This is a genomic window from Nitrospirillum amazonense, from assembly GCF_029594735.1.
GTDB lineage: Bacteria > Pseudomonadota > Alphaproteobacteria > Azospirillales > Azospirillaceae > Nitrospirillum > Nitrospirillum amazonense.
On record NZ_JARPAF010000002.1, the window covers coordinates 345697 to 372368 of the forward strand.

Annotated in this window: 28 protein-coding genes and 1 tRNA gene; 18 read left to right on the top strand and 11 right to left on the bottom strand. The window is 68.1% G+C overall.

Features of this window, described 5'->3' with window-relative positions; genetic code table 11:
- Positions 1-7: 7 nt before the first annotated feature.
- The 4 genes from P5F91_RS07645 to dnaQ are packed head-to-tail and all read left to right on the top strand — an operon-like array spanning position 8 to position 2874.
- Positions 8-637, top strand: coding sequence for a Maf family protein (locus tag P5F91_RS07645; RefSeq protein ID WP_145610816.1), 630 nt, complete (start codon positions 8-10; stop codon positions 635-637).
- Entirely contained in the window at positions 634-1485 is an 852-nt protein-coding gene (locus P5F91_RS07650; protein WP_277906934.1) for a shikimate dehydrogenase, read from the top strand. The genes P5F91_RS07645 and P5F91_RS07650 overlap by 4 nt, the downstream gene beginning before the upstream one ends.
- A 21-nt stretch (positions 1486-1506) precedes the next feature.
- Positions 1507-2151, top strand: coding sequence for a dephospho-CoA kinase (gene coaE / locus P5F91_RS07655; protein ID WP_145610814.1), 645 nt, complete (start codon positions 1507-1509; stop codon positions 2149-2151).
- A 9-nt stretch (positions 2152-2160) separates the two neighbouring features.
- A complete protein-coding gene (dnaQ, locus tag P5F91_RS07660; RefSeq protein WP_277906935.1) occupies positions 2161-2874 on the top strand; it encodes a DNA polymerase III subunit epsilon in 714 nt (237 codons plus the stop codon).
- A gap of 2 nt (positions 2875-2876) precedes the next feature.
- On the opposite strand, the gene P5F91_RS07665 is transcribed toward dnaQ, so the two are convergent.
- From P5F91_RS07665 to P5F91_RS07675, 3 genes are all read right to left on the bottom strand, one after another.
- Positions 2877-3851 (bottom strand): quinone oxidoreductase family protein, encoded by a 975-nt coding sequence (locus tag P5F91_RS07665; RefSeq protein ID WP_145610811.1) that lies wholly within the window; start codon positions 3849-3851, stop codon positions 2877-2879.
- Positions 3852-3955: 104 nt separating this feature from the next.
- Entirely contained in the window at positions 3956-4651 is a 696-nt protein-coding gene (locus tag P5F91_RS07670) for a dienelactone hydrolase family protein (RefSeq protein WP_277906936.1), read from the bottom strand.
- Between the two features lie 131 nt (positions 4652-4782).
- Positions 4783-6843 carry a thioredoxin domain-containing protein gene (locus tag P5F91_RS07675; protein ID WP_277906937.1) on the bottom strand — a complete coding sequence of 687 codons (2061 nt, stop codon included), beginning with the start codon at positions 6841-6843 and terminating at the stop codon, positions 4783-4785.
- A gap of 181 nt (positions 6844-7024) precedes the next feature.
- Between P5F91_RS07675 and P5F91_RS07680 the strand changes: the two genes are divergently transcribed.
- The 7 genes from P5F91_RS07680 to P5F91_RS07710 all read left to right on the top strand — a co-directional run bounded on the left by P5F91_RS07680 (position 7025) and on the right by P5F91_RS07710 (position 13292).
- On the top strand, positions 7025-7279 hold the full coding sequence (locus P5F91_RS07680; RefSeq protein ID WP_040843426.1) for a DUF6489 family protein: 255 nt from the start codon (positions 7025-7027) through the stop codon (positions 7277-7279).
- The gene (locus tag P5F91_RS07685) at positions 7276-7650 is read left to right on the top strand and encodes a (2Fe-2S) ferredoxin domain-containing protein (protein WP_145610808.1); all 375 of its coding nucleotides are present in this window, start codon (positions 7276-7278) and stop codon (positions 7648-7650) included. The genes P5F91_RS07680 and P5F91_RS07685 overlap by 4 nt, the downstream gene beginning before the upstream one ends.
- 11 nt (positions 7651-7661) lie before the next feature.
- Entirely contained in the window at positions 7662-9002 is a 1341-nt protein-coding gene (gene mnmE, locus P5F91_RS07690) for a tRNA uridine-5-carboxymethylaminomethyl(34) synthesis GTPase MnmE (protein WP_277906938.1), read from the top strand.
- Between the two features lie 110 nt (positions 9003-9112).
- A complete protein-coding gene (gene mnmG, locus P5F91_RS07695) occupies positions 9113-11005 on the top strand; it encodes a tRNA uridine-5-carboxymethylaminomethyl(34) synthesis enzyme MnmG (protein ID WP_145610806.1) in 1893 nt (630 codons plus the stop codon).
- Positions 11002-11610, top strand: a complete 609-nt coding sequence (gene rsmG, locus P5F91_RS07700) for a 16S rRNA (guanine(527)-N(7))-methyltransferase RsmG (RefSeq protein WP_145610805.1) — start codon at positions 11002-11004, stop codon at positions 11608-11610. Before mnmG ends, rsmG begins: the two co-directional genes overlap by 4 nt.
- The gene (locus P5F91_RS07705; protein WP_145610804.1) at positions 11600-12418 is read left to right on the top strand and encodes a ParA family protein; all 819 of its coding nucleotides are present in this window, start codon (positions 11600-11602) and stop codon (positions 12416-12418) included. The genes rsmG and P5F91_RS07705 overlap by 11 nt, the downstream gene beginning before the upstream one ends.
- Entirely contained in the window at positions 12411-13292 is an 882-nt protein-coding gene (locus P5F91_RS07710) for a ParB/RepB/Spo0J family partition protein (RefSeq protein ID WP_145611118.1), read from the top strand. The genes P5F91_RS07705 and P5F91_RS07710 overlap by 8 nt, the downstream gene beginning before the upstream one ends.
- Before the next feature lie 77 nt (positions 13293-13369).
- Here the strand turns inward: P5F91_RS07710 and holA are convergent, their stop codons facing one another.
- The 5 genes from holA to P5F91_RS07735 all read right to left on the bottom strand — a co-directional run bounded on the left by holA (position 13370) and on the right by P5F91_RS07735 (position 19559).
- Positions 13370-14401 carry a DNA polymerase III subunit delta gene (gene holA, locus P5F91_RS07715; RefSeq protein ID WP_145610803.1) on the bottom strand — a complete coding sequence of 344 codons (1032 nt, stop codon included), beginning with the start codon at positions 14399-14401 and terminating at the stop codon, positions 13370-13372.
- Positions 14402-14473: 72 nt separating this feature from the next.
- Positions 14474-15040: an LPS assembly lipoprotein LptE gene (lptE, locus tag P5F91_RS07720; protein WP_277906939.1), complete on the bottom strand. Its 567-nt coding sequence runs from the start codon at positions 15038-15040 to the stop codon at positions 14474-14476.
- Complete coding sequence (leuS, locus tag P5F91_RS07725) at positions 15033-17636, bottom strand: leucine--tRNA ligase (protein ID WP_277906940.1); 2604 nt, start codon at positions 17634-17636, stop codon at positions 15033-15035. The genes lptE and leuS overlap by 8 nt, the downstream gene beginning before the upstream one ends.
- 125 nt (positions 17637-17761) lie before the next feature.
- Complete coding sequence (locus P5F91_RS07730) at positions 17762-18304, bottom strand: DUF3576 domain-containing protein (protein WP_246134389.1); 543 nt, start codon at positions 18302-18304, stop codon at positions 17762-17764.
- A gap of 109 nt (positions 18305-18413) precedes the next feature.
- The gene (locus P5F91_RS07735) at positions 18414-19559 is read right to left on the bottom strand and encodes a porin (RefSeq protein WP_186454746.1); all 1146 of its coding nucleotides are present in this window, start codon (positions 19557-19559) and stop codon (positions 18414-18416) included.
- Between the two features lie 198 nt (positions 19560-19757).
- On the opposite strand from P5F91_RS07735, the gene P5F91_RS07740 reads away from it, so the two are divergent.
- Together P5F91_RS07740 and P5F91_RS07745 are read left to right on the top strand one after the other, a co-directional pair.
- Positions 19758-20504, top strand: a complete 747-nt coding sequence (locus P5F91_RS07740) for a YggS family pyridoxal phosphate-dependent enzyme (protein ID WP_145610799.1) — start codon at positions 19758-19760, stop codon at positions 20502-20504.
- Positions 20505-20597: 93 nt separating this feature from the next.
- Positions 20598-20689 (top strand) — tRNA-Ser (locus P5F91_RS07745).
- A gap of 58 nt (positions 20690-20747) precedes the next feature.
- Here the strand turns inward: P5F91_RS07745 and P5F91_RS07750 are convergent.
- Positions 20748-21656 (bottom strand): LysR family transcriptional regulator, encoded by a 909-nt coding sequence (locus tag P5F91_RS07750; protein WP_145610798.1) that lies wholly within the window; start codon positions 21654-21656, stop codon positions 20748-20750.
- A 101-nt stretch (positions 21657-21757) separates the two neighbouring features.
- On the opposite strand from P5F91_RS07750, the gene P5F91_RS07755 reads away from it, so the two are divergent.
- A complete protein-coding gene (locus tag P5F91_RS07755) occupies positions 21758-22612 on the top strand; it encodes an aldo/keto reductase family oxidoreductase (protein WP_186454745.1) in 855 nt (284 codons plus the stop codon).
- Positions 22613-22616: 4 nt separating this feature from the next.
- On the opposite strand, the gene P5F91_RS07760 is transcribed toward P5F91_RS07755, so the two are convergent.
- The gene (locus P5F91_RS07760) at positions 22617-23399 is read right to left on the bottom strand and encodes an SDR family oxidoreductase (protein WP_145610796.1); all 783 of its coding nucleotides are present in this window, start codon (positions 23397-23399) and stop codon (positions 22617-22619) included.
- A complete protein-coding gene (locus P5F91_RS07765; protein ID WP_145610795.1) occupies positions 23396-23722 on the bottom strand; it encodes a nuclear transport factor 2 family protein in 327 nt (108 codons plus the stop codon). The genes P5F91_RS07760 and P5F91_RS07765 overlap by 4 nt, the downstream gene beginning before the upstream one ends.
- Positions 23723-23817: 95 nt before the next feature.
- Here P5F91_RS07765 and P5F91_RS07770 point away from each other — a divergent pair, with 95 nt between their 5' ends.
- The 4 genes from P5F91_RS07770 to P5F91_RS07785 are packed head-to-tail and all read left to right on the top strand — an operon-like array spanning position 23818 to position 26639.
- Positions 23818-24171, top strand: a complete 354-nt coding sequence (locus P5F91_RS07770) for a winged helix-turn-helix transcriptional regulator (protein WP_277906941.1) — start codon at positions 23818-23820, stop codon at positions 24169-24171.
- Between the two features lie 50 nt (positions 24172-24221).
- A complete protein-coding gene (locus tag P5F91_RS07775; protein WP_145610794.1) occupies positions 24222-25487 on the top strand; it encodes a PQQ-dependent sugar dehydrogenase in 1266 nt (421 codons plus the stop codon).
- A complete protein-coding gene (locus P5F91_RS07780) occupies positions 25487-26149 on the top strand; it encodes a phytanoyl-CoA dioxygenase family protein (protein WP_277907864.1) in 663 nt (220 codons plus the stop codon). Before P5F91_RS07775 ends, P5F91_RS07780 begins: the two co-directional genes overlap by 1 nt.
- A 43-nt stretch (positions 26150-26192) precedes the next feature.
- Entirely contained in the window at positions 26193-26639 is a 447-nt protein-coding gene (locus P5F91_RS07785; RefSeq protein ID WP_145610793.1) for a thiol-disulfide oxidoreductase DCC family protein, read from the top strand.
- Positions 26640-26672 lie beyond the last annotated feature (33 nt).

Genomic DNA, 26672 nt, shown 5'->3' on the forward strand with positions numbered 1-26672 from the left:
TTCCTGCATGTCGTCTGAAGATTTTCCACCGGCCTTGTCCACACAACCGGTGGTGCTGGCGTCCGGCAGCCGGACGCGCCTATCCCTGCTGCGCGGTGCAGGGCTGGAGGTCGTGGCCCACCGGCCCGGCGTGGATGAGGAAGAGGTCAAGCTGTCGTGCAAGGCGGGCGGCCTGACGGTGGAAGAAACGGCGGAGGCCTTGGCGGAGCTGAAGGCATCGCGCGTGGCCGCCAAGGTGCCGGGCGCCTATGTCATCGGCGCCGACCAGATGCTGGAGTGCGAAGGCCGCTGGTTCGACAAGCCGGAGGATCGCGCCGGTGCCGCCGAACAGCTGCGCGCCCTGTCCGGCCGTACCCATCGCCTGGTGACCACCGCCGTGCTGTTCCACAACAACAGCCGTGTTTGGCACCAGACCGACCAGGCCAAGTTGACCATGCGATCCCTGAGCGAAGACTTCATCGAGCGCTATCTGGATGCCGCCGGCGACGCCGTGATGACCTCCGTCGGCGGTTATCAGCTGGAGGCCCTGGGTGCCCAGCTGTTCACCCGGGTGGCAGGCGACCATTTCACCATTCTGGGCCTGCCGCTGCTGCCCCTGCTGGGCTTCCTGCGCGTGCGGGGTGTGTTGCCATCATGAGCATCACCGGTAAGGCGCGTGTGGCTGGTGTCATGGGCTGGCCGGTGGGGCACAGCCGCAGCCCGCGCCTGCACGGGCACTGGCTGGCAGAGTACGCCATCGACGGCGCGTACGTGCCGTTGGCGGTGCCGCCGGACCGTATCGAGCAGGCCTTGCGCGCCCTGCCCGCCCTGGGCCTGGTGGGTTGCAACGTCACGGTTCCGCATAAGGAGGCGGCGTTCCGCATCATGGACCGGGTGGACCAGACCGCCCGCCGCATGGGGGCTGTCAACACCGTCATCGTCCATGACGACGGCACGCTGGAGGGCCGCAACACCGATGGCTTTGGCTTTTTGGAGAACCTGAAGGCCGGCGCGCCGGCCTGGACGACGGGACAGGGCCCGGCGGTCATCGTTGGCGCCGGCGGGGCTGCACGGTCGCTGGTAGTGGCGCTGGCCGACGCCGGCGTGCCGGAAATCCGCCTGGTGAATCGTACGTTTGCCCGGGCGCAAGAACTGGTGGCGGATCTGGGACCGGGTGTCGCCTGCCCGGTGAGGGCGGTGGCATGGGAGGAGCGGGGGGAGGCCCTGGCCGGTGCCCAGCTGCTGGCCAACGCCACCACCCAGGGCATGATGGGGCACCCGCCTCTGGACCTGGCGCTCGACGCCCTGCCGCGCGAGGCGGTGGTGACCGACATCGTCTATACGCCCGTGGAAACCCCCCTGTTGGCGGCGGCCAAGGCCCGGGGCCATGTCGCGGTGGACGGCCGGGGCATGCTGCTGCACCAGGGCCGGCCGGGGTTCGAGGCCTGGTTCGGCCGGGTGCCGCAGGTGACCGACACCCTCTATGCCGCCGTCTTCGGGGACTGAACAGCGCATGGCGGTGTCCCGATGATCGTGCTGGGCCTCACCGGGTCAATCGGCATGGGCAAGTCCACGGCGGCGGCGATGCTGCGCCGGCTGGGCTGTCCGGTGCACGACAGCGATGCCACGGTGCATCGCCTGTATGCCAAGGGTGGCGCGGCGGTGGGCCCCATCGGCCGGGCGTTCCCGGGCGTGGTGCGTGATGGTGCGGTGGACCGGCAGCTGCTGTCGGCGGAAGTCATGGGCAACACCCCGGCCTTGAAGCGGCTGGAGGCCATCGTCCATCCCTTGGTGGGCCAGGCGCGCGACCGTTTCCTGCGCCGTGCCGCCGCCAGCGGCGCCAAGGTGGCCGTGCTGGACGTGCCCCTGCTGTTCGAAACCGGCGGGCAGGCCCATTGCGACCGTGTCGCCGTCGTCTCCGCCCCCCGCAGCCTGCAGCGCGCCCGGGTGCTGGCCCGGCCGGGCATGAGCCCAGGCAAGCTGGACGCCATTCTGCGCCGGCAGATGCCGGATGCCGAAAAGCGGCGGCGGGCGGATTTCGTCGTGCCTACGGGCCTGGGCCGCGCGCTGACCTTGCGGCGGCTGGCCGCCATCGTCACACTGCTGTCCGGGCAGCGCGGCCGGGTGTGGCCGCCCCGCCCCCGCCCGTCATCGATCCGTAGAGCCAGGTAACCCGTTCCCATGCGTGAAATCGTTCTCGATACCGAAACCACCGGCGTGAATGCCTTGGGCGGTGACCGCGTGGTGGAAATCGGCTGCGTGGAACTGCTGAACCACGTGGCCACCGGCAACAGCTGGCACGCCTACATCAACCCGGAACGGGACATGCCGGCGGAAGCGGAGGCGGTGCACGGCCTGTCGGCCGCCTTCCTATCGGATAAGCCGGTGTTCGCCGCCGTGGCCGGCGACTTCCTGGATTTCATCCAGGACAGTCCGCTGATCATCCACAACGCCAGCTTCGACATGGGCTTCCTGAACGCGGAGTTCACGCGCCTGGGCCTGAAGACCATGCCCATGGCACGCTCGGTCGATACCGTGGCCATGGCGCGCAAGCGCTTCCCCGGCGCGCCGGCCAGCCTGGACGCCCTGTGCCGCCGCTTCGGCATCGACAATTCCGGCCGCACCTACCACGGCGCGCTTCTCGACGCCCAACTGCTGGCCGAAGTCTATCTGGAGCTGATGGGCGGCCGGCAGCCCGACCTGGTGCTGGGCGCCACGGTTGCCAAGACGGCAGACGTGGGCCTGGTGGTGGTCGAGGAGACCCGAATCTTCCGCGCCCCCCGCCCCCATGCCGCCTCACCTGAGGAACTGGAGGCCCACGCCGCCTTTCTCAAGGCCATCAAGTCGCCGCTTTGGCTGGCGGGTGAGGAACCGGCGGCGGCGACCGCCGGCTGATCTTACGGCAGCAGCACCGTGGAACCGGTGGTGCGGCGGGCTTCCAGCGCGATGTGGGCCTGGGCGGCATCCTTCAGCGCATAGGTTTGGCGCACGTCGATCTTCACCTTGCCGGACAGCACGGCGGTGAACAGGGCGTTGGCGCTGTCGCGCAGTTCCTTGGTGGTGGCGACGTAACCGCCCAAGGAGGGCCGGGTCAGGAACAGTGAGCCCTTGGTGTTCAGGATGCTGATATCGACGGCACCCACGGGGCCGGAGGCGTTGCCAAAGCTGACCATGGTGCCCAGGCGGCTGAGGCAATCCAGGCTTTGGTAGAAGGTGTCCTTGCCGATGCTGTCGTAGACGACGGGCACGCCCTGGCCGTCGGTGATCTGCTTCACCCGCTCCACGAAGTTCTCGCGGGTGTAGACGATGGTGTGGTCGCAGCCGTGGGCACGGGCCAATTCGGCCTTCTCGTCCGAACCGACGGTGCCGATGACGGTGGCGCCCAGGGCCTTGGCCCACTGGCAGGCGATCAGCCCCACCCCGCCGGCGGCGGCGTGAAGCAGGATGGTCTGCCCAGGCTTCACCGGGAAGGTGCGATGCAGCAGGTAGTGCGCGGTCAGGCCCTGCAGCAGCATGGCCGCACCCGTCTGGTCGTCGATGCCGTCCGGCAGGTGGATCAGGCGCTCCGCCGGGTACAGCCGCGCCTCGGCATAGCCGCCGGTGCCCCCGGTGCAGTAGCCGACACGGTCGCCGACCTTGAAGTCATAAACATCCGGCCCCACGGCCTCGACCACGCCGGCGGCCTCCATGCCCGGGATTAGGGGCAGCGGGTTCTTGTAGAGACCGGTGCGGACATAGACGTCGATGTAGTTCAGGCCCACGGCCGTCTGGCGCAGCCGAACCTGGCCGGGGCCCGGCTCCCCCACCGCCACCTCCTCCCACTTCATCACCTCCGGACCGCCGGTCTGATGGATGCGGATGGCGTGGACCATGGTTGGCTCCTGATGAGGGGACGGAACGCGGTGGACTGGAAAGCGAGGATAGCCAAGGCGGCGGATGCCGCCGCCCGGCGCCTGAGGGGTAACGAAGGAACCGCTTAGGACAGCGTTTCCTTCAGGAAGGTCGCCGTGCGCTGGTTGGCCAGGTCGGCCGCCTTGGCGTCGTAGTGTTCGCCACCCACGCGGGCGAAGGCGTGATCCTGCTCCGGGTAGACGTACTGGATGATCAGGTGGTTGCCCTCGATGGCGGCGTTCACCTTGGCCCGGGTCTCGTCGGAGGAGAATTTGTCCTTGCCGGCGGTGTGCAGCATCAGCGGCTTGGTGATGGCGCTGACTTCACCCAGGGCACCGTCCAGGCCCACGCCGTAATAGCTGACGTTCGCGTCGGCGTCGGACCGGGTGGCCATCAGGAAGGCCAGCTTGCCGCCCAGGCAGTAGCCAAGGGTGCCCACCTTGCCGCCCGTCGCCTCATGCCCGCGCAGGAAGTCCACGGTGGCGATCAGGTCCTCCACCCCACTGGCTTCGCTGAAGCCGTTGTACAGCTGGAAGGCCCGCTGCCATTCGGCCTCGGTCTGGTCAGTCAGCTGCACGCCAGGTTCCTGGCGCCAAAACAGATCGGGACAGATGGCGGTGTAGCCCAGGGCGGCGTAGTGGTCGCACAGCGCACGCATGTTGGCGTTGACGCCAAAGATCTCCTGGATCAGCACCAGGCCCGGGCCCTTGCCGCCGGCCGGGATCGCCAGGTACGCGTCGAAACTGCCGCCATCGGTGGCGTTGATCGTCACGGTGGTCATGCTGCGCTACCCCTTTGATTTGGTTGTCGAATGCTTATGGTTAAAACACGCGTCGTTTCTTAATCGACCCATAGTAACGATTGGGCGGGGGCCTGTCACCGTGACGTCCGTCACTAGGACGCTATGGCACCTCACTGGCTGGAAGCGCTAGCGGCCAGCAGATCGGCTAGCGCTTCCGGCGTGGTCACGGGCAAGGAACACCGCATGTCCTGACAGACATAGGCCGTGGCCCGGCCATCCACCATGGCCTTGCCCGCCGCCGGATGCGGTTCCGGCAGATTTTGTCCCGGCGCCAGGCGGCTGACCACCAGTGTTGGGCGCGACTGGGCGCGCAGGACGGCGTTGAAAGGTTCCAGGTCGTCGCCCTCGCCCACCAGGACGACATGTACGCCGTTCAGCAGCGTCTCGGCCATGTTGAGGAAGGTGGAGAGCGGGAAGAAGTTGCGGCCCAGTTCTCCGCTGAAGGCGGACATCAGAGTGTCGGCCCGGGCACGGTAGCGATCCTGGCCGGTCAGCAGCCACAGGCGCGTGAGATTGCCCAGCTGGGTGCCGTTGCCGGCGGGCACGGCGTTGTCATGGGCGTTGCGCGGGCGGATCAGCAGGTCGCCCACGTCGTCGGCGGTGGTGTAATAGCCGCCGTCCGCCTCATCCCAGAAATGACAGTCCAGGGTGTCCGTCCAGCGCGCGGCCTGATCCAGGAAGGCGACGTCACCGGTGATCTCATGCAGGGTCAGGGCGGCCTTCCCCATGTTGGCGTAGTCTTCCAGCAGGCCGGCGTGGCGGGCCCTGCCGCCGCGACCGCTGTGGTACAGGCGATCCAGTCCGTCCGGGTCAGTATGGCCCAGGCTTGTTACAACATGGCGGTAGGCGTCGATGGCGGCCTCGATCCAGCCCGGCTGCTCGAAGACGAAGCCGGCACGGGCCAAGGCCGCGATCATCAGGCCGTTCCAGTCGGCCAGCACCTTGTCATCCCAGCCGGGGCGGATACGCAGCGCCCGGGCCTTCAGCAGGCGGGCGCGAGCATGGGCCAGGCGGTTTTCCTCGGCACTGCCCGGTGTCAGGGGTGTGCGCCGGTTCAGGATGGTATGGCCTTCCCAGTTGCCCAGCTCGGTCACGTCATAGTGGGCACAGAACAGCTCTGCATCCTCACCCAGCAGGCGGTCGATTTCGGCCTTGGTCCAGACGTAGAAGCGGCCCTCCTCCCCCTCGCTGTCGGCGTCCAGGGTGGCGCCGAAGGCACCGCCGGGCACCTTCATCTCGTTCAGCACCCAGCCCACGGTCTCGCGCACACGGACCTCCAGCAGCGGGTCCCGTGTGCCCTGCCACACCTGGGTCATCAGCGCCACCAATTGGGCGTTGTCGTAGAGCATCTTCTCGAAATGCGGGACCAGCCATTGCTCGTCCGTGGAATAGCGGGCGAAGCCACCGGCAAGATGGTCGTAGATGCCGCCGTTGGCCATGTGGGTCAGAGTGGTGGTGACGGCGTCGCGCAGATCGGTCCGGCCGGTGCGCAGGTACGCCCGCCACAGCAGGTCGAAGATGCTGGGCTGCGGGAACTTGGGCGCGCCGTTGATACCGCCCAGGAAGGGGTCGACCTCACGCACCAGGCGGTCGGCCACGGCGTTCAGAGCGCCCACCGTGACCGCCTCGCCCGGGTTGCCGCGCGACAGGCGGGCGAGTGCATCACCTAGGGCCTTCACGTTGCGGCTGACCTTGCCGGGGTCTTGGGCGTAGGTCTCGGCCACGCCCTGCAGCACATCAGGGAATCCGGGACGGCCATAGCGGCCACTGGGGGGGAAATAGGTGCCGCCCCAGAACGGCTCCCCCTTGGGTGTCAGGAACATGGTCAGTGGCCAGCCGCCCTGCTGGCCCAGCAGGGACAGCGCCTGCTGGTAGACCTGGTCCACGTCCGGCCGTTCTTCCCGATCTACCTTGATGTTGATGAACAGCTCGTTCATCAGGCCGGCGATGGCCTCATTCTCGAAGCTTTCATGGGCCATGACGTGGCACCAATGGCAGGCGGCATAGCCGATGGACAGCAGGATGGGCTTGCCCGCCGCCTGGGCCTCGGCGAAGGCCTCCGGCCCCCAGGCGCGCCAGTGCACGGGGTTGTCCTTGTGCTGCAGCAGGTAGGGACTGGTCTCGTGAACCAACAGGTTCGCTGCCGCTTGTGTCGTATCGGATGCCGCCATGGGGGGTCACGCTCTTTTGGCTGAATGATGCGGTCGTTGACTGTCCAGTGCCGCTTTGCCCCCACTGTAGCCTCCGCTACAGTGAAGGTCAGAAAAAAGAGGCGTTATTTCGGGCGTATACCCCTGTTAGCCCCTCCACCATGCGCCTTTAGAGTCCAACCGAACAGGAAGGTCTGCCCCCATGAAAATCACCGTCGACGTTGATTGCACCCCGGAAGAGGCCCGTGCTTTCCTGGGCCTGCCGGACGTGAAGCCTATGCAGGACGCCCTAATGCGGCAGATGCAGGACCGCATGAGCGCCAACCTGGCCGCCATGGACCCGGATGCCCTGCTGAAGACCTGGCTGCCCGTGGGCATCCAGGGGTTCGAGCAGATGCAGAAAATGATGTGGAACCAGATGACCTCCGCCATGGGCGGGGGCAAGGACGCGAAGTGACCGATCCCGCACCCTATTTCGACCGTCACGTTTTCTTTTGCACCAATGAGCGCGCGCCGGGCCATCCCCGGGGATGCTGCAAGGAGAAGGGTTCCGAGGCCCTGCGCGACCACATGAAGGCCGCCGCCAAGGAGGCGGGCCTGGGTAAGAAGGTCAGGGTCAACGCCGCCGGCTGCCTGGACCGGTGCGAACTGGGGCCGACGCTGGTCATCTATCCGGAGGGGGTCTGGTACACCTGTGCCACCACCAGCGACGTCGATGAAATTGTGAAGACTCACCTGGTGGAGGGCGGCCGGGTGGACCGCTTGATGCTATATCCGGATGAGAAAGTGCCGGCGCATCGCGCCCGCAAAGCCGCTGCCGCAGACTGACTCCGCACCCCATGTCCCTTTACAGCACCGATACCATCTTCGCCCTGGCCTCCGCCCCCGGACGGGGCGGCGTCCAGGTCATCCGCCTGTCCGGGCCGATGGCGGGGCCGGCGCTGTCCGCGCTGACCGGGCGGCCCCTGCCCCCGGCCCGTCGCGCCACCCTGGCCCGATTGAGGGGCAAGGATGGCGAGGTCTTCGACCAGGCGCTGGTGCTGTGGTTTCCGGCGCCGGACAGCTTCACCGGTGAGGATGTGGCGGAGCTGCATCTGCATGGCGGCCGCGCCGTGCTGGCCGCCGCCAGCGAGGCCCTGACCGGCCAGGGCCTGCGCGTGGCGGAACCGGGGGAATTCAGCCGCCGTGCCTTTGAGGCCGGTAAGCTGGACCTGACCGAGGCGGAAGCCATCGCCGACCTGGTCGATGCCGAGACCGCGGCCCAGAGGCGCCAGGCCTTGCGCCAGATGGAAGGCGCGCTGGGTGCCCTGTACGAGGGTTGGCGGCATCGGCTGGTGCGGGCGTTGGCGCATCTGGAGGCGGACATTGATTTCCCGGATGAGGATTTGCCTCATGGCCTGGCGCCGGCGGTGGTCCCGGTCCTGACCGGCCTATACCAGGAAATCGGCGCCCACCTGGCCGATGGTCATCGGGGGGAGCGGCTGCGCGACGGCTTTTCCATCGCCATCCTGGGCGCGCCCAATGCCGGCAAGTCCAGCCTGCTGAATGCCCTGGCGCGGCGGGACGCGGCCATCGTCTCCTCCACTGCGGGCACGACGCGCGATGTCATCGAGGTCAACCTGGACTTGGGCGGCTTTCCCGTCATTCTGGCCGATACCGCCGGCCTGCGCGACGCCGCCGATGAGATCGAGCGTGAGGGCATCCGTCGCGCGCTGGCGCGCGCGGAAAAGGCGGACCTGAAGCTGCTGGTGCTGGATTGTTCCACGTGGAACATCGGCGACATGGCGGAGGCGACGCTAGCCCTGGCCGACGGCGACGCGCTGGTGGTGCTGAACAAGCGCGACCTGTGCACCTACGTGCCCTCCATGGTCGCCGGCCGCACCGCCATCGCCGTGTCGGCCGCCACTGGCGAAGGTCTGGCGGATTTGTTGGCGGCCCTGGAGCGCATCGTTGGCGATCGCCTGACGCCGGGTGCCGCTCCGTCCCTCACCCGTGCCCGCCATCGCCAGGCCCTGGAGGATTGCCGCGCCGCCCTGGCCCGTGCGCTGAGGGCCGACCTGCCGGAATTAGCGGCGGAGGATGTTCGCCTGGCCGCCCGGGCCCTAGGCCGTATCACCGGCAGGGTGGACGTGGAGGACCTGCTGGACGTCATCTTCCGGGACTTCTGCATCGGGAAGTGAACGCCACCGGTGCGATGTTTCACGTGAAACATCGGCCGGACATGGATTCATGGCGGTTATCCGCTGGTGCCCTTTGACTCGCCCGGCCCCCGCCCCTAAAGTCCGGCGCCATGCACACTTATGACGTCATCGTGGTTGGCGCCGGCCATGCCGGCTGCGAGGCGGCTGCCGCCGCCGCGCGGCTGGGCGCCCGCACCGCCCTGTACACCCATCGCCTCGACACGGTCGGGGAGATGAGCTGCAACCCGGCCATCGGCGGTTTGGGCAAGGGCCACCTTGTCCGTGAGATCGATGCCATGGACGGCGTCATGGGCCGGGTGACCGACCGTGCCGGCATCCAGTTCCGCGTGCTGAACAAATCCAAGGGTCCGGCCGTCCGCGGTCCGCGGGCCCAGGCGGACCGCAAGCTGTACCGCCAGGCCATACAAGCCATCCTGGCCGAGCAAGAAAACCTGACGCTGGTGGCCGCCGCCGTCGAGGACCTGGTGATTGACGCCCATGGCCGCGTGGCCGGCATCGTCACTGCCACTGGTGAGACGGTCATGGCCGGGGCCGTGGTCCTGACCACCGGCACCTTCCTGCGCGGCCTGATTCACATCGGTGAGGAGAAGATCCCCGCCGGCCGCGTGGGTGAAGCACCGGCCCTGGGCCTGTCCGATACGCTGATGCGCGTGGGCTTTCCCCTCGGTCGACTCAAGACCGGCACGCCGCCGCGTCTTGATGGCCGTACCATCGATTGGGCCAGCCTAGAGGTGCAGCCGGGCGATGATCCGCCCCCGCCTTTCTCCTACCTCACGGATAAGATCACCACGCCGCAGGTGCCCTGCCACATCACCTGGACCAGCGCCCGCGTGCACGAGGTCATCCGCGCCAACCTGCACCGCGCGCCCATGTATTCCGGGCAGATCGAGGGCATTGGCCCGCGCTACTGCCCGTCGGTGGAGGACAAGATCGTCCGCTTCGCCGACAAGGAACGGCACCAGATTTTCCTGGAGCCGGAGGGCCTGGACGACGATACCGTCTATCCCAACGGCATCTCCACCTCCCTGCCCCGTGATGTGCAGCTGGAGATCCTGAAGGCAATCCCAGGGCTGGAGCATGTCACCATGCTGCGGCCGGGGTATGCCATTGAATACGATTACGTCGACCCGCGGGAGTTGGGCCCGACGCTGGAGACGCGCCGCCTGCCCCGCCTGTTCCTGGCGGGCCAGATCAACGGCACCACGGGGTATGAGGAGGCGGCGGCCCAAGGCCTGGTGGCCGGCCTGAATGCCGCTCTGACCGTATCAGGGTCGGCGCCTTTCGTGCTGGACCGTGCCGAATCCTACATCGGCGTGATGATCGACGACCTGATCACGCGCGGTACGTCGGAGCCCTACCGCATGTTCACCAGCCGGGCGGAATACCGCCTGCTGCTGCGGGCCGATAATGCCGATCAGCGCCTGACGCCGCGCGGCTTGTCCCTGGGCTGCGTGGGTGAGGTGCGCGCTGCTGCCTTTGGTGCCAAGCTGGCAGCCCTGGACCATGCCCGTGACCTGGCCGGCACCCTGTCCGCGACGCCCAATGAACTGGCCAAGCACGGTCTGACCATCAACCAGGACGGCGTCCGCCGTAGCGTGGCCGACCTGCTGCGCTATCCCGACATCGACTTGCCCCGCCTGGGTGCCATCTGGCCGGAACTGAACGACTTTTCGCCGGAGATCGCCGAGCAGGTGGAGATCGATGGGCGCTACGCCGGCTATCTCGATCGGCAGGAGGCTGACATCCGCGCCTTCCGCCGGGATGAGGCCCTAGCCCTGCCGGCGGACCTTGACGTGGACGCTATCGCCTCGCTGTCCGCGGAAATCCGCACCAAGCTGCGCCAGGTGCGTCCCACCACCTTGGGGGCCGCCGCCCGTATACCCGGCATGACGCCCGCGGCGCTGACCGCCTTGCTGCGCCACGTAAAGAAGCGCCCTGCCCGCTTGGCCCCTGGCACCGCCAACACCACGAGTGCCGCATGACCCCAGCCGATTTCGCTGCCCGGTTCCGTGTTTCACGTGAAACATTGGACCGGCTCATCGTTTATGCCCAGTTACTGGCCAAGTGGAACCCCGCCATCAACCTGGTGGCCAAATCCACCGTGGCGGATGTCTGGGAACGCCACATGGCGGACAGCGCCCAGCTGTACGCCCTGCTGCCCCCGGGCACGCGTACGCAGGTGGACATGGGCAGCGGCGCCGGGTTCCCCGGCCTGGTCATGGCCATCCTGGGCGTGCCCGATATCCACCTGATAGAGAGCGATACGCGCAAGGCCACCTTCCTGCGTGAGGTCGCCCGGGCGACGGGAACGCCGGTGACCGTGCATGCCCAGCGCATCGAACAGGCGCCGGAGATCGCGGCCGACGTGGTCACGGCTCGCGCCCTAGCCGCGCTGCCGGAACTTCTGGACTGGGGCTACCGCTTCCTGAAGCCGGGGGCCAAGTGCCTCTTCCTGAAGGGCAGGACGGCCCCCGAGGAATTGACCCTCGCCGCCCAATCCTGGACAATGACCGTCTCCCAAGTCCCCAGCATGACCGATCCGTCGGGGACCATCCTTATCCTTGGTGAGATTGCCCGTGCCCGCTGACGCCCCTACCCCCGCGCCCAAGCGTGCGCGCATCCTGGCCCTTGCCAACCAGAAGGGCGGCGTGGGCAAGACCACGACCACCATCAACCTGGGCACGGCCCTGGCGGCCACCGGCAAGCGCGTGCTGATCGTGGACAACGATCCCCAGGGCAACGCTTCCACCGGCCTGGGCATCGGGCGTACCGAACGCGGCACAGGGACCTATGAGCTGCTGTTCGGCGAGACGACGGTGGAGGCTTCGGTGCGCGGCACCAGCATCCCCAAGCTGTTCGTGGTCACCGCCTCCGCCGACCTGTCGGGCGCGGAGCTGGAATTGGTGGAGTTGGAGCGGCGGGAGTTCCGCCTGCGCGACGCCCTGGTCGGCGCCACCGCCGACTATGACTACATCTTGATCGACTGCCCACCAGCCCTGGGGTTGCTGACCCTGAACGCCCTGGCGGCGGCCGATTCGGTACTAGTGCCGCTGCAATGTGAGTTCTACGCGCTGGAGGGCCTGTCGCAGCTGATCCGCACCATAGAGCGGGTGAAGCGCACCTTCAACCCCGCCCTGGAAATCCAGGGCGTGGTGCTGACCATGTTCGACCGGCGCAACAACCTGTCCGACATGGTGGCCGCCGACGTGCGCGGCTTCTTCGGCGAGAAGGTGTATGAGACGGTCATTCCCCGCAATGTCCGCGTCTCCGAGGCGCCCAGCCACGGCAAGCCCGTGCTGCTCTACGACCTGAAGTCGGCGGGTGCCCAGGCCTATATTCATTTGGCGGGAGAGGTTTTGAAGCGTGAGCGTAACCGGCAGTCAGTCCATGGATGAGATGAAGAAGCGCAGCAACCTGGGGCGCGGCCTGTCCGCGCTGTTTGCCGAGGTGGCGGACGAGCAGGAGCCGGTGGAAAAGGGACGTCCGCCCCGGACTTTGCCCATCGAACTGCTGCACCCCGGCCGCTATCAGCCGCGCCGCCACTTCGATGAAGAGGCCATCCGCAGCCTGGTGGACAGCATCCGCGAGCGCGGCGTGCTGCAGCCCATCCTGGTGCGCAAAGTCGAGGAAGCGGCACCCGGCGGCAACGCCCGCTACGAGATTATCGCGGGTGAGCGCCGCTGGCGCGCCGCCCAGTTGGCCGGCCTGCACGAGGTGCCGGTGGTGGTGCGGTCGCTGACCGACCGCGAGGCCCTGGAAATCGCGCTGGTGGAAAACATCCAGCGCCAGGACCTGACGCCCCTGGAAGAGGCCGAGGGCTTCCAACGCCTGATGGACGAGTTCCAGCATACGCAGGAGGATCTGGCCCGCGCCGTGGGCAAGAGCCGCAGCCACGTGGCCAATATGCTGCGCCTGCTGGCCCTGCCCGATGGTGTGAAGGCGCTGGTGCAGGACGGCAGCCTGACCATGGGCCATGCCCGCGCCCTGTTGACGGCCGCTGATCCCCTCGCCCTGGCGCGGGAAGTGGTGAAACGCGGCCTGAACGTCCGCCAGACGGAACAGCTGGTGAAGGACGCCGCCAATCCGGCTGCCCGTCCCGCCCCCACCCCCAAGACGGCCGACACCCTGGCCCTGGAAAAGGAACTGGCGGCCGAGCTGGGCCTGAAAGTGGCGTTGAAGGCCAAGGGGCAAGCCGGTAGCCTTACCGTGCACTATAGCAACCTCGACCAACTGGACGGCCTGCTAGCGCGGCTGAAGCACCAGCACTGACATCCACGCGGGCGGTCCCAGGAACAAAAAGCGCCAGCAGTGCTATCACTGCCGGCGCTTTTTCTTTGGCATCGCAATCAGCCGCCCGACCTGCGGGCGAGCTGCGCCACCTGGAAGAAGGCGCGGGCGCACAGGGTCTCATCCGGCATGTTGGTGCGCTTGCAGTCGGCCTCCGCATCCATCAGGCGGTCCAGGGCCAGGGCCAGGTTGGGCAGATTCCAGCGCCGGACCTGATTGGTCATCTGGTTTTCCATCTTGAAGAACACCGGCGGCCGCAGGGCCTTCACCGCCTGCTGCGCCGTCTGGCCCCGGGTGGTGTGGTAGACGGCCATCTGCAGGCGCTGAAAGTGGCGCTGGGCGCTGCGAAGGATGGGGACTGGGCTGGTCCCCTCCGCGAACAAACGGCCCAGGGCCCGGTCGATGCTGGCGATGTCGCCGTCGGCGGCGGCCAGGGCCGGCTCATCCATGTCCAGGGCGGCGCTGTCGCCGATGACGGTGCGCACGTCCTCCAGCGTCACGCGGCTGGCGCCCATCATGTAGATGGCCAGCTTGTCCACCTCCCCCCGGGCCACGGCGCGGTCGCCCACCAGGTTGGCGGCCAGCCAGTCGCGGGCATCGGTGTCGATGGTTAGCTTATGCTCCCCCAGGATGCGGCCGATGGTGACCGCCAGCTCTCCCTCCTCCTCCACATAGCAGGCGATGGCGGCGGCTTTATCGTCCGACTCGAACAGCGCGCGCAGCTTGCTGGATTTGCCGAGGTCGCCCGCCTCCACCACGCACAGGGTGTCGCCGCTGGGTGGCTGCTTCAGCAGGGACTGGAAGGCCACGGTGACCGACTCGTCGGCGTCGCGCACCCGCACCAGCCGGCGGCCGCCGGTCAGGGCCATGGCGGCCATCTCGTCGTTCAGGCGGGCGCCGTCGCCGCTGATCTGGTCGGCCTTCAGCTCGCTGACGCGGAAGGGGTCCTGAAGGTCGCTGACGATGGCGCGCGACAGGGCTTGGCCGCGTTCGCGCACCAGGCCGGTGTCGGGGCCGTACACCAGCACGGCGATGATGCCGGCCGTGGGGTTTTTGCAGAAGCCATCGGCGTTGCGGGGCTGAACCTTCACGGGCGCCTCCCGGGAGTGAAAAGGGCCGCCCCTGCCGGGGGCGGCCCATAAGCGCGAGCGAGACTAAGGGACTTACTGGTCCTTGGCCGATTGCACCACCGACCCGCGGTCGAAGTACAGCGCCAGGCGGGTGGTGATCTCCTCCGCCACCTCGGTCAGGGCGCGGTCATAGGCGTCCTGCTCGGTGACCATGGTGGAGTATTGCGCTTCGGAAATGTCGTAGCTGACGATGGACCGGCTGGAGGTGCGGTACAGCGTCTTGCCCGTCTTGTTGTCGATCAGCTGGTAATCGGCCAGGACGTGCAGGCGGGCGCGGGTGGCGGTGGCGTCGCGCTGGATGCCCAGATCTTCCTTATAGGAGTTCAGGCGCACGTTCAGGCGGTAGTCGGGCTTCGCCGGCCGGCCGGCGTCCTGGTAGAACCGGTCGATCAGGTTGTTGCGCAGGACCTGGCCGATGCGGTCGGGGATGATGTCGATCGACACCGACTCCATCTGCGCGCGCGTCGAGGGCTTGCCCGACAGGCTGTGGTCGCCATAGACGGTGTGGAAACCGCAGGCGGACAGGGCCAGGGGCCCCGCCACCAGGATCGCACCCAGCACAGCCTTGCGGACGGCGGTCTTGAGGACGCCGTCAGACAACAACATTGATCACCCGGTTGGGCACGACGATGACCTTGCGCACGGGCTTTCCCTCCAGGGCGCGCTGCACGTTGGGCTCCGCCAGGGCCAGCGCCTCGGCCTCTTCCTTGGCGATGTCCTTGGGCAGGTGCAGGGTGGCGCGCAGCTTGCCGTTGACCTGCACCGCCACGGTGGCGGTGTCCTCGGTGGCCAGGGCCTCATCCGCCACCGGCCAGACCGAATCGACCAGCAGGGTGTCATGACCCAGCACGGACCACAACTCCTCAGCCAGGTGCGGCATCATCGGACCGATCAGGCGCACCAGCACCTCCAGCCCCTCACGCAGCACGGCGGCGTCACTATCGTCGGCGCCCGCCTTGGCATCCAGCTTCTCCAGGGCGTTGGACAGCTCGCGGATGCGGGCCACGGCCTTGTTGAAGCGGAAGCGTTCCAGATCCTCACCGATGGCGGCCACGGTCTTGTGCACCATGCGGCGCGCATCGGTGGCCATCGGCGACAGCTCGGCCGGGATGGGCGTGCCGGCGGCCGGCAGGGCCACGGACGGCTCCGTCACCAGGCGCCACAGGCGGTTGATGAAGCGCCAGGCGCCGTCGATGCCGGCTTCGGTCCATTCCAGGTCGCGGTCGGGCGGGCTGTCGGACAGCATGAACAGGCGGGCGGCGTCGGCACCGTAGGTGTCGATGATGTGCGCCGGGTCCACCACGTTCTTCTTGGACTTCGACATCTTGATGATGGGGCCGACGGTCACCGGGCCGCCGCCCTCGCGCTGGACCGACTTGCCGTCGACCACGTCCACGTCGGACGGCAGCAGCCACTTGCCCTCGGCGTCCTGATAGGTGGCATGGGTCACCATGCCCTGGGTGAACAGGCCCTCGAATGGTTCCTTCAGGTCGGTGTAGCCGACATGCGCCAGGGCGCGCGTCCAGAAGCGGGCGTACAGCAGGTGCAGCACCGCATGCTCGATGCCGCCGATGTACTGGTCGACCGGCAGCCAGTAGGCGGCCTCCTCCCGGTTGAAGGCCTGGTTCTCGACGCGCGGGCTGGCGAAGCGCAGGAAATACCAGCTCGACTCGATGAAGGTGTCGAAGGTGTCGGTCTCGCGCACCGCCGCCGTGCCGCAGGTGGGGCAGGCCACATGCTTCCACGTCGGGTGGCGATCCAGCGGGTTGCCCGGCTGGTCGAAGGTCACATCGTCCGGCAGGGTGACGGGCAGCTGGTCCTCCGGCACGTGCACCAGGCCGCAGCTGGGGCAATGGATGACCGGGATGGGGCAGCCCCAGTAGCGCTGGCGCGACACGCCCCAGTCGCGCAGGCGAAAGATGGTGGTGCGCTGGCCACGGCCCATGGCCTCCATGCGCTCGCCGGCCGCCTGCTTGGCAGCCTCCACGTCCATGCCGTCCAGGAACTGCGAGTTGCGCAGCAGGCCCGGGCCGGTATAGGCCTCGGTGCCCACGTCGAAGGTCGCCGGGTCCTCACCCTCGGGCACCACCACGGGGGTGACCTTCAGGCCGTACTTGCGGGCGAAGTCCAGGTCGCGCTGGTCATGGGCCGGGCAGCCGAAGATGGCGCCGGTGCCGTATTCCATCAGCACGAAGTTGGCGATGTAGACTGGCAGTTTCCACCCGGGCACGAAGGGGTGCTCGGCGGTGATGCCGGTGTCATAGCCCTTCTTCTCCGCCGTCTCGATGGCCTCTTCCGAGGTGCCAACGCGGTTGCAGTCGGCAATGAACTCGGCCACGGCCTGGTTCTTCTCCGCCAACGCCAAGGCGATGGGATGGTTGGGGGAGATGCCGACGAAGCTGGCGCCGAACAGCGTGTCGGGCCGGGTGGTGAACACCTCGACCTCAGGCTCGCCCTGAAACACGTTGGGGGTCACGCCTTCGGGGGCGGTCAGCTGGAAGCGGAAACGCAGGCCGGTGGACTTGCCGATCCAGTTCTCCTGCATGATCCGCACTTTTTCCGGCCAGCGGTCCAGCGTGGCCAGGGCCGACAGCAGATCGTCGGCGAAGTGGGTGATCTTCAGGAACCACTGTGACAGCTTGCGCTTTTCCACCAGCGCGCCGGTGCGCCAGCCACGACCGTCCACCACCTGCTCGTTGGCCAGAACGGTGTTATCGACCGGGTCCCAGTTGACCCAGCTTTCCTTGCGGTAGGCCAGGCCAGCCTTCAGGAAGTCCAGGAACATCTTCTGCTCGTGCCGGTAATATTCCGGACGGCAGGTGGCGATTTCGCGGTTCCAGTCGATGGCCAGACCCATGGACTGCAGCTGGCCGCGCATGGTGGCGATATTCTCATACGTCCACTTGCCGGGGTGGACGTTGCGCTCCAGCGCCGCGTTCTCCGCCGGCAGGCCGAAGGCGTCCCAGCCCATGGGGTGCAGGACGTTGAAGCCCTTGGCCCGCTTGTAGCGGGCGATCACGTCGCCGATGGTGTAGTTGCGGACGTGGCCCATGTGGATGCGCCCCGAGGGATAGGGGAACATCTCCAGGACGAAATACTTCGGCCGGGCAGGGTCCGCGGAAACGGCGAAGCTGTTCCGGTCGGCCCAGGCCGACTGCCACTTCGCCTCGTTTTCCCTGACATTGTACCGGGACATGGAAAAACCGCCTTCTCTCGGGTGTCGCGCCGGCCATCAGCCCGAAGGGGCCGGGGCGTCACCCCCTCCCGGCGGGCGCCGGGGCGTTGCGAGAGGAGACAGTCGCCCGCCGGCGATGAATCAGCTTACTTGGAGGGGCCCTGCTGGATGCGCAGCTGCCGCGCCCGGGTGAGGACGGTGTCCTCAAGCTGGCTGTTGGTTTCGGCGGCCACGGTGGCGTCGCGCCACTGGCCGTTCTGGTCGACCTGGCGGAACACGGTCACGCGCACGCCGTCCGCGCGCAGCGTGCTGTCCAGGACGTACAGGTTGATCTTGAACCGCTCGCCCGGGGTGCTGGGTGGGCTGTACCAGTCGGTGATGATCACGCCGGTGTAGGGGTCGGCCGAAATCAGCGGCAGGAAGCCGATGGTGTCCAGCGACGCGCGCCACAGGAAGGCGTTGACCGTCGGGCCCACCGCCTGCACGGCGGTGTTGGACGTGCCGACCGGGCCAGAAGTGTTCTGGCGCATCAGGATCGAGACGGGCTTGGGCGCGGCCTTCGCGTCGTCGTCATCGCCCCAGCCCAGCCAGGAGCAAGCGGACGTGGAAAGCAGAAGTCCGGCAACCAGGAGGGAGCGGCCAATGAGAAAAGCGGAGCGCGACGGCATGTGATTGTCACCCAGGGTCACGAGAACGGTTCCTTAGATCAAAAAAGCCGCTGGGACGCAAGGCCGGCCAAACGGGGCGGCCAAGTGTAACATCGGCGCGCGGCAGGACTGGCGGCGGTGGACGAAAAACCTAGAAACGGAATTCTACCACGGCGGTGGCCACGTTACCTGTCGGGCGGGGGCTGGACTGGCCCGACATCGCGCTCTGGTTGCCGCTTTCCAGGTCGGCCGTCCAGTGAATGAGGTCCAGGCCCAGGGTGGTGTCGCCCCGCACCTTCCATGACAGGCCCAGGCCATAGGCGCGATAGGTGGTCCAATTCTCGGTTTCGCTGCCGTGCCAGAACAGGGTCAGGCCATAGGGGCCATTCTCATAGGTGCCCTGCAGGGTGGCGCCCCGGGTCTCGCCGGGCGCGTTGGCCGCGCGGTCGTGCGGCAGGCCGCTGTCACCGTCGTCAAACAGCACGGCGCCGACGGTGAAGCCGCCATAGGTCAGGCCGCCGGCCAGGGTGACGGTCGATGTGTCCGTGAGCCAGCTGTGGGCGGCGTTGGCGTGGTTGTAGGCCACGCCCACCTCATACTGGGTGGGTCCCCAATCGCCACGGTAGTTGACCGCCCCTTCCCAGAAGTTCGTCTCCGCCGGGACGGCGCTGGCGGCCACGATGTCCTGGCCGAAGGCCCGGCGCTCGGGGGCGTAGGAAAAGCCGGCCTTCACCCCGAACAGGCGGGGCGTCTCGTAATCCACCTTGGCGGCATCGTCGCTGTCGCGGGCGGCATAGGCGCGGCCCAGGGCCATGCCTGGCGGCCGCACCCGGGCGCTTTGCGTCCAGAAGCCATCCATCTCCCCGCCCACCAGCAGGGGCAACAGGTCGGTCGCCCGCTCCGATGCGCCCCAGCTCTGGCCCAGGCGCACCTTGCCCCAGCCGCCGGAGGCGTAGACGTAGGCCTGGTCGATACCGATCCCCTGGCGGTCGGCATTGCCCGGCCGGTCCGTGCTGCGCCCGGTGTTGCCGGAGCCGACGCGCAGCAGGGCGCCATAAGTGACGCCGCTATCAGTCACCGTTTCCACGCTGCCGGTGACGGCATAGGCGCCGACCGCATCCCAATGGCCGTCGCCCGCCGCCGGCCTGTCCGTGCCGACCACGCCGCCCTGGGCCACGCCCGACAGGTGGTAGTCGACTTCGGCCCGGGCCGCGTGCAAGGGCGCCAGCAGGGCGACGGCGGCGCAGAGGGGGACGCCGAGAGAGATGCCAAGGGCGACGGGGATGCAGCGGGTCATCGATGGCTTCCGTGTCCTGAATGCGGCGGGGACAAGTGATATAGGCGGCGTTTGCCGACACGGGAGCCTTGCCTTGGCCGGCGCGGCGCAGGAAAGTCGCGCGTGCCCGGGCCCGACCGGTCCCTGGATCATGCCTGGGCACGCTTTACCGTTGATCCCGTCCGCGCACAACCGCCCATACACAACCTTGGCCCCATCATGACCCGCGCCAGCAAGCCCCCCGCCCCGCCCGCCCCGCCCGTGGATGCCGACGTCGCCACCCGCCTCGCCACCGTGCGCGGCGTCATCGACGGTGCCGCCCGCGGCGTGGGCCGCGATCCGGCCGCCGTCAGCCTCGTGGCTGTGTCCAAGGTGCAGCCGGTGGAGAAGATCCGGGCGGCGCTTGAGGCCGGCCAGCGGGTATTCGGCGAGAACCGGGTGCAGGAGGCCAAGGCCAAGTGGACCGACCTCAAGGCCGAGTACCCCGACGTGGAACTGCACCTGATCGGCCCGCTGCAGACCAACAAGGTGAAGGATGCCGTGGCCCTGTTCGACGTCATCCAGACCGTGGACCGCGAGCGCCTGGCCGAGGCGCTGGCCGCCGAGGGCAAGCGCCAGGGCCGACTACCGCGCCTGCTGGTGGAGGTGAACACGGGTGAGGAACCGCAGAAGGCCGGCATCGCCCCCGCCGACGTGCCCGCCTTCCTGGCCACGTGCCGCGATGCCCACGGGCTTGAGATCGCCGGCCTGATGGCTATCCCGCCGGCGGAGGAAGAGCCGGCCATGCACTTTGCGCTCCTGGTCGACCTGGCGCGCAAGGCGGGCCTGTCCGAGATTTCCATGGGCATGAGCGGCGATTACGACCTGGCGGTGCGCATGGGCGCCACCCAGGTGCGCGTCGGCACCGCCCTGTTCGGGGAGCGGGTGAAGCCGGTCCAGGAAGGGGCCGAAGCGGCGGAAGGCTGAGCCATCCCGGGAAAATCAGCCTTGCGCGGGATGGTATGAAAAGGCACTTGCCGAGGGGCGCGTGTCTCTATATGGTCCCGCCCCATTCCGGACGGAGGGGTGGCCGAGTGGTTGAAGGCGCTCGCCTGGAAAGCGGGTATACGGCCAAAACCGTATCGTGGGTTCGAATCCCATCCCCTCCGCCATTTTCCCTGTAAAATTCGACCATGACCATGCAAACCGCCGCCGATGCCGGCGGCGTGGTTATGGCCACTTCTCGGCCGACTTGACGTGGTCGATGAAGGCGCGCAAGGGCGCCGGCACCAGGCGGCGCCCGGGGTAATACAGAAACGGCCCGGGAAAGCTCAGCCACCAAGGCTCCAGCACCGCTTCCAGGGCGCCGCTGTCCAGATGCGGGCGCAGCCAATCCTCGAACAGCATGATGACGCCGGCCCCGGCAACGGCGGCGTCAACGGCCAAATCCGTGGCGGTGCCCATGCTGACCAGCAGGGGGCCTTTGGGATCGACGTGCACGGTCTCCCCCTCCCGCTCGAACTCCCACAGCGGCGCGGGCCCGTGGGTGAAGCGGCCACGCAGGCAGGCGTGGTTCAACAAGTCGCGGGGATGGTCCGGCCGCCCATGGCAGTCGAGGTAGGCGGGGGACGCGGCGGTGGCGAAGCGCTGCACGCGAGGCCCTATGGGCACGGCGATCATGTCCTGCTCCAACCGCTCGCCATAGCGGATGCCGGCGTCGCAGCCCGCCGCCAGCACATCGACGAAGGTCTCCTCCGCGATCACTTCCAGCTCGATGTCGGGATAGGCGGCGAGGAAGCCCGGGACGATGGCAGGCAGCACCAGCCGCACGGCGCTGATGGGCACGTTCAGGCGCAGGGTGCCGGCCGGCCGGTCGCGGAAGCTGTTCACCACGTCCAGCGCCGTTTCCACCTCGGTCAGGGCGGGACCCAGCCGTTCCAGCAGGCGCTGTCCTGCTTCGGTGGGTGCCACACTGCGCGTCGTGCGGTTCAGCAGCCGCACGCCCAGCTGCGTCTCCAATCGGCTAACGGCCTCGCTAAGGCCGGAGGCACTGGCGCCGCTGGCCCGCGCACCGTCGCGGAAGCCGCGGGCGCGCGCCACCGTGACGAAGGCGTTCAGGTCCCCAAGGTCGATTTTCATTGTTCGCTTTCCCGAACAACCTGTTCCGACTATGCTGGATTATCGTACAGGCAAGCGGCGCCTATCTCTACGGCATCTTCACCTCAATCAGGATGCCGATCGTGAGCAACAGCACCTATACCCTCGGTACCCGCGCCGTGAACCGCCTGGGCTACGGCACCATGCAGTTGGCTGGGCCCGGCGTGTTCGGCCCGCCCAAGGACCGTGATGCGGCGCTGGCCGTGCTGCGCGCCGCCGTGGGCGCCGGCGTCAACCATATCGACACCAGCGACTTCTACGGCCCCCATGTCACCAACCAGCTGATCCGCGAGGCGTTACACCCTTATGCCGACGATCTGGTGATCGTCACCAAGGTCGGCGCCCTACGGGGGGCCGACGCCTCCTGGAATCCCGCCTTCTCACGCGAGCAGCTGATCCAGGCGGTGCACGACAATCTGCGCAACCTGGGGCTGGACGTGCTGGAGGTGGTGAACTTCCGCGCCATGTTCGACGTGCACGGTCCCGCCGAGGGTTCCATCGAGGCGCCCCTGACGGTGCTGGCCGAGTTGCAGGCCCAGGGCTTGATCCGCCACATCGGGCTCAGCAACGTGACGGCGGCCCAGGTCGCGGAGGGCCGGCGCATCTGCCGCATCGCCTGTGTGCAGAACCTTTACAACCTGGTCCACCGCGCCGACGACGCCCTGATCGACGACCTGGCCCGCGACGGCACCGCCTATGTGCCGTTCTTCCCGCTGGGTGGCTTCAGCCCGCTGCAGTCTTCCGCCCTGTCCAACGTGGCGACCCGTCTGGGCGCCACGCCGATGCAGGTGGCCCTGGCCTGGCTGCTGCGCCGCTCGCCCAACATCCTGCTGATCCCCGGCACCTCATCGGTGGCCCATCTGCGGGAGAATCTGGCCGCGGCGGAACTGCAGCTGACGGATGAGGTGATGGCCGAGTTGGACGCCATCGCCGGCTGATGCCTCAGGCGGTCGGCACCGTGCCGCCGTCGATGACGTGTTCCGTGCCGCTGATTGCGGCGGCACGGAATGAGACGAGGAAGGCAATCAGGTCGGCCACCTCCTGCGGCGTGCTCGGACGCCCCAGGGGGATGCCTCCAAGAGCCTTCATGATGATGGCCTTGCCGCCCTCGTAATCCGTGCCTGCGTCGTGGGCCAGGCGCTCGGCCAGGGCCACGGCGGCCTCCGTCTCCACCCAGCCGGGGGAGACGCGGACCACGCGCACGCCTTTGGGCGTCACCTCCTTCGACAGGCTCTTGCTGTAGGTCGACAGCGCGGCCTTGGCGGCGGCGTAGGCTGTGGTCGATTCCGGCAGGGGCAGGACGCGTTGGATGGAGGTGACGTGGATGATGACGCCATCGCCGCGCGCGATCATGCCGGGCAGCAGCGCCCGGTCCAGGCGCACGGCGGCCATGAGGTTCAGGTTCAGCTCCCGCATCCAGATGTCGTCGTCCAGGGCGGCGAAGCCGCCGCCCGGTGCCGTCGACCCGCCCACGACATTGACCAGGATGTCCACGCCGCCCAGCCGGTCGAGCGCGCCCTGGGCCACCGTGGCGCAACCCGCCGCCGTGGTGATGTCGGCCGCGACGTACAGCACGCCCCCCTCCGGTGTCTCGGGCACGGTCCGGGCGGTGGTCAATACTTGGGCGCCGTTGTCCCGCAGGGTGGCGACGACGGCGGCGCCCACGCCCTTGGTGCCCCCGGTGACCAGCGCGCGGCGCCCGGTCAAGTTCAGATCGAAGCTCATGGCCTGATCTCCAGCCCGCTGATCTTGTCGCCCTCCAGGGCGAAGGCATAGCGCAGGGTTATGGGGCTGCCGGGGAAATTGCCGGCGACGTGGCTGGTGACGACCACCCGCCCATCGGCCTGGTCCACGGCGACGGGCGTGCTGGTATAGGTGTATTTGGCCGAGATGGCCGTCTTCCATGCGGCGATGGCGGCGCGGCCCCGATGGGTGTGGCCCTCGTCCTTCACCACCGCGGTGTCGGTGAAGCAGGCCGCCACGGCGTCGCCGCCGGCCTTGTCCGCCGCGAAATAGGCGGCAATGGGGGATGGCAGGGTCAGGGACATGGCGTTCCCCTCCTTCAGCTTGGTTGCGCTGAAAGGAAGGTGTCCATAGACTGATAAAAGGACAAGAACCGACAAAAAAGTAAGGTACTCACCTTTTGGTAAGTCATCGTCTCAGCAGCCCCGACCATACCGCCGCCACGGCGGCCGAGGGCGTGGAACAGGCCTTCCGCATGCTGGAGGGGCGGTGGAAGCTGCTGATCCTGTTCCACCTGTTCGGCGGCCAATTGCGGCGCTTCTCGGACCTGGAGCGCGCGCTTCCGGACATCTCGCAGAAAATGCTGATCCAGCAGCTGCGCCAGATGGAGGGGGACGGCATCGTGCGCCGCATCGTCCATCACCAGGTGCCGCCCAAGGTGGAATACGGCCTGACGGACTGGGGCCAGGCCCTGTGCCCGGCGTTGGACTCCCTGCTCGCCTGGGCGGAACAGCGTCCGCCGCTGGCCGATTGATCCCGCCCGCCTATAGTCTCTGCGGATAGATCACAAGGGGGGAGGGCGCGATGCCCATCGGGCGTATCCGCAAGCTTGGCCGACTGTTGGGCCTGGCCCTGCTGGTGGCATCCCTGCCGGCCGCGGCCCGGGTGCGTATAGGCTATACCACCCAAGGCCAATGCGATGGCTTCCCGGCGGTGAACCTGAAGACGGCGCCGGGCCTGTGCGTGGGTCTGGTGGCCAGCCAGCTGGGCTTCGCCCGGGGCGTGGCGGTGCTGGGCACCGATGTCTATGTCGTCGACCTGGGCGGCGGCTGGCGCCACGACCATGGCCGGCTGCTGCGCCTGAAGGATGGCGGCCGGGCGGCGCCCGAGGTGCTGTTGACCGGCCTGGATGAGCCGCACGCATTGGCGCCGGCCCCGGATGGGCGCCTGTACATGAGCGTGCTGGGCCGCATCGTCAGCCTGGATCCCAATGCCGCCGACGTGGCGGCCAGCGTGCGCGACGTGATCACGGGCCTGCCCAAGGAAGGGCTGCACCCCCTGGCGGCGCTGGCGGTGGTGCCGGACGGGTCGCTGTTCATCAACGTGGGCTCCGGCACCGACCATTGCGAAACCCCGGGCGGCAAGAAGGGCGATGACACGCCACCCCGCGCCGACGTCCCCTGCCCTGAAACCGTGGGCGCTACGCCCCGGGGCGTCATCCTGCATGTGACGCCCGGTGCGACACCCGTGAACGTCGCCGGTCTGCAGCCTTATGCCCGGGGCCTGCGCAACGCCGTGGCGCTGGCGGTGCTGGCGGGCAACCAGGTGGTGACCGCCACCAACGCCCGCGACAACATCTCCGACGCCGACCCGGCCCTGGCGGACGAGGATGCGCCGCACGACCTGTACCTGATCCTCAAGCAGGGCGCCGATTACGGTTGGCCTTATTGCTATGACCAGGGCGTGCCCAGCCCGGAATATCGCAGCCGTTACAAGGATGCGGACTGCAAGGCCAAGCAGGCGCCCACCCTGCTGCTGCCGCCCCATGCGGCACCCTTGAGCCTGTTGCCTTATACCGACGGCCCGCTGCCCGGCCTAGCCGGCACCCTGCTGATGACCCTGCACGGCTATCGCGATACCGGCCATCGCGTGGTGGCCCTGCCCGTCGATGCCCAGGGCCGTCCCACGGGCGCGCCCACGGACGTGATTTGGGGATGGGACGCCGTCACCGGCGACCACCCCCAGGGGACGCCCGTGTCCCTGGCCCGCCTGCCCGACGGCAGCGTGCTGGTGACGGAGGATCACAACGGGACCCTCCTGCGCCTGGCGAAGGGAAGCAAGACGCCGTGATGACCTTCGCCGGCGACGGTGCCGAACGGCACCCTGCGGTGTTGACGCCGGAAGATCTGGACCGTCTGGCCCAGGTGCTGGCGGATGTTCCCGCCGCCCGCGCCGGTGTCCGCCTGCATGGCCTCCAGGGGCTGGATGCTTTCCTCGATCCGGATGGCCCGGTGGGATGCTTGGCCGTGTCCACCTTGGGCGGCGGCGCCCGGCCCGTTCGCGCCATCCTGTTCGACAAAAGCGCCGATGCCAATTGGGCCTTGGGCTGGCACCAGGACAGGACCATCGCAGTGACGGCACGGGTGGAGGTGCCCGGCTATGGCCCGTGGAGCGTGAAGGACGGCTTGATCCATGTGGCGCCGCCGGCTGAGCTACTGGCCGGCTTGGTCACCGTGCGCCTCCATCTCGACCCTGTGGACGCGGATAACGCGCCCCTGCTGGTAGCGCCGGGATCCCATCGCCTGGGCCGGGTGGCGGCGGGCGACGTCGAGGGGGTCGTGCGTCGCTGCGGCGAGGTGGCCTGCCTGGCGGAGGCCGGCGATGTCTGGCTTTACGCTACCTTGATCCTGCACGCCTCCGCCGCCGCCGTCCGGCCCCGCCACCGCAGGGTGCTGCAGGTCGATTACGCCGCGGGTGATTTGCCGGGCGGGCTCCGTTGGCTTGGGGTCTAATAGACGGTTAAAGTGGCGCATTCAGCCTGCCAGGACGATACCCATGGCCGCGTACAGCTATCGTGATGATCCCTCGGTGCCGGCGTTTCCGGATGACAGGCCCATCATCATTTTCGACGGCCATTGCGTCCTCTGCTCCGGCTTCGCCCAGTTCGTCATGCGCCATGACCGTGACGGGCGCCTTCGCCTGATGGCGGCGCAGACGCCACTGGGCGCGGCCCTGTACCGGCACTACGGCCTGGATCCGGTGGACTATCAGACCAACCTGGTGCTTGAGGACGGCCTGGTGCGGGTGAAGTCCGACAGCTCCATCCGTGTGTTCGAACTCCTGGGATTTCCCTGGTCGCTGATGGCGGCCGCCCGGCTGCTGCCCCGGCCGCTGCGGGACGCGCTGTATGCGATCGTCGCCCGCAACCGCTTGCGCTGGTTCGGCAAACGGGAGGTCTGCTACCTTCCGGCCCCGGAACAGCGGGACCGGTTCATCCTCTGACAGGGGACGGGCCTCTAGGGACAGGATCGTCGG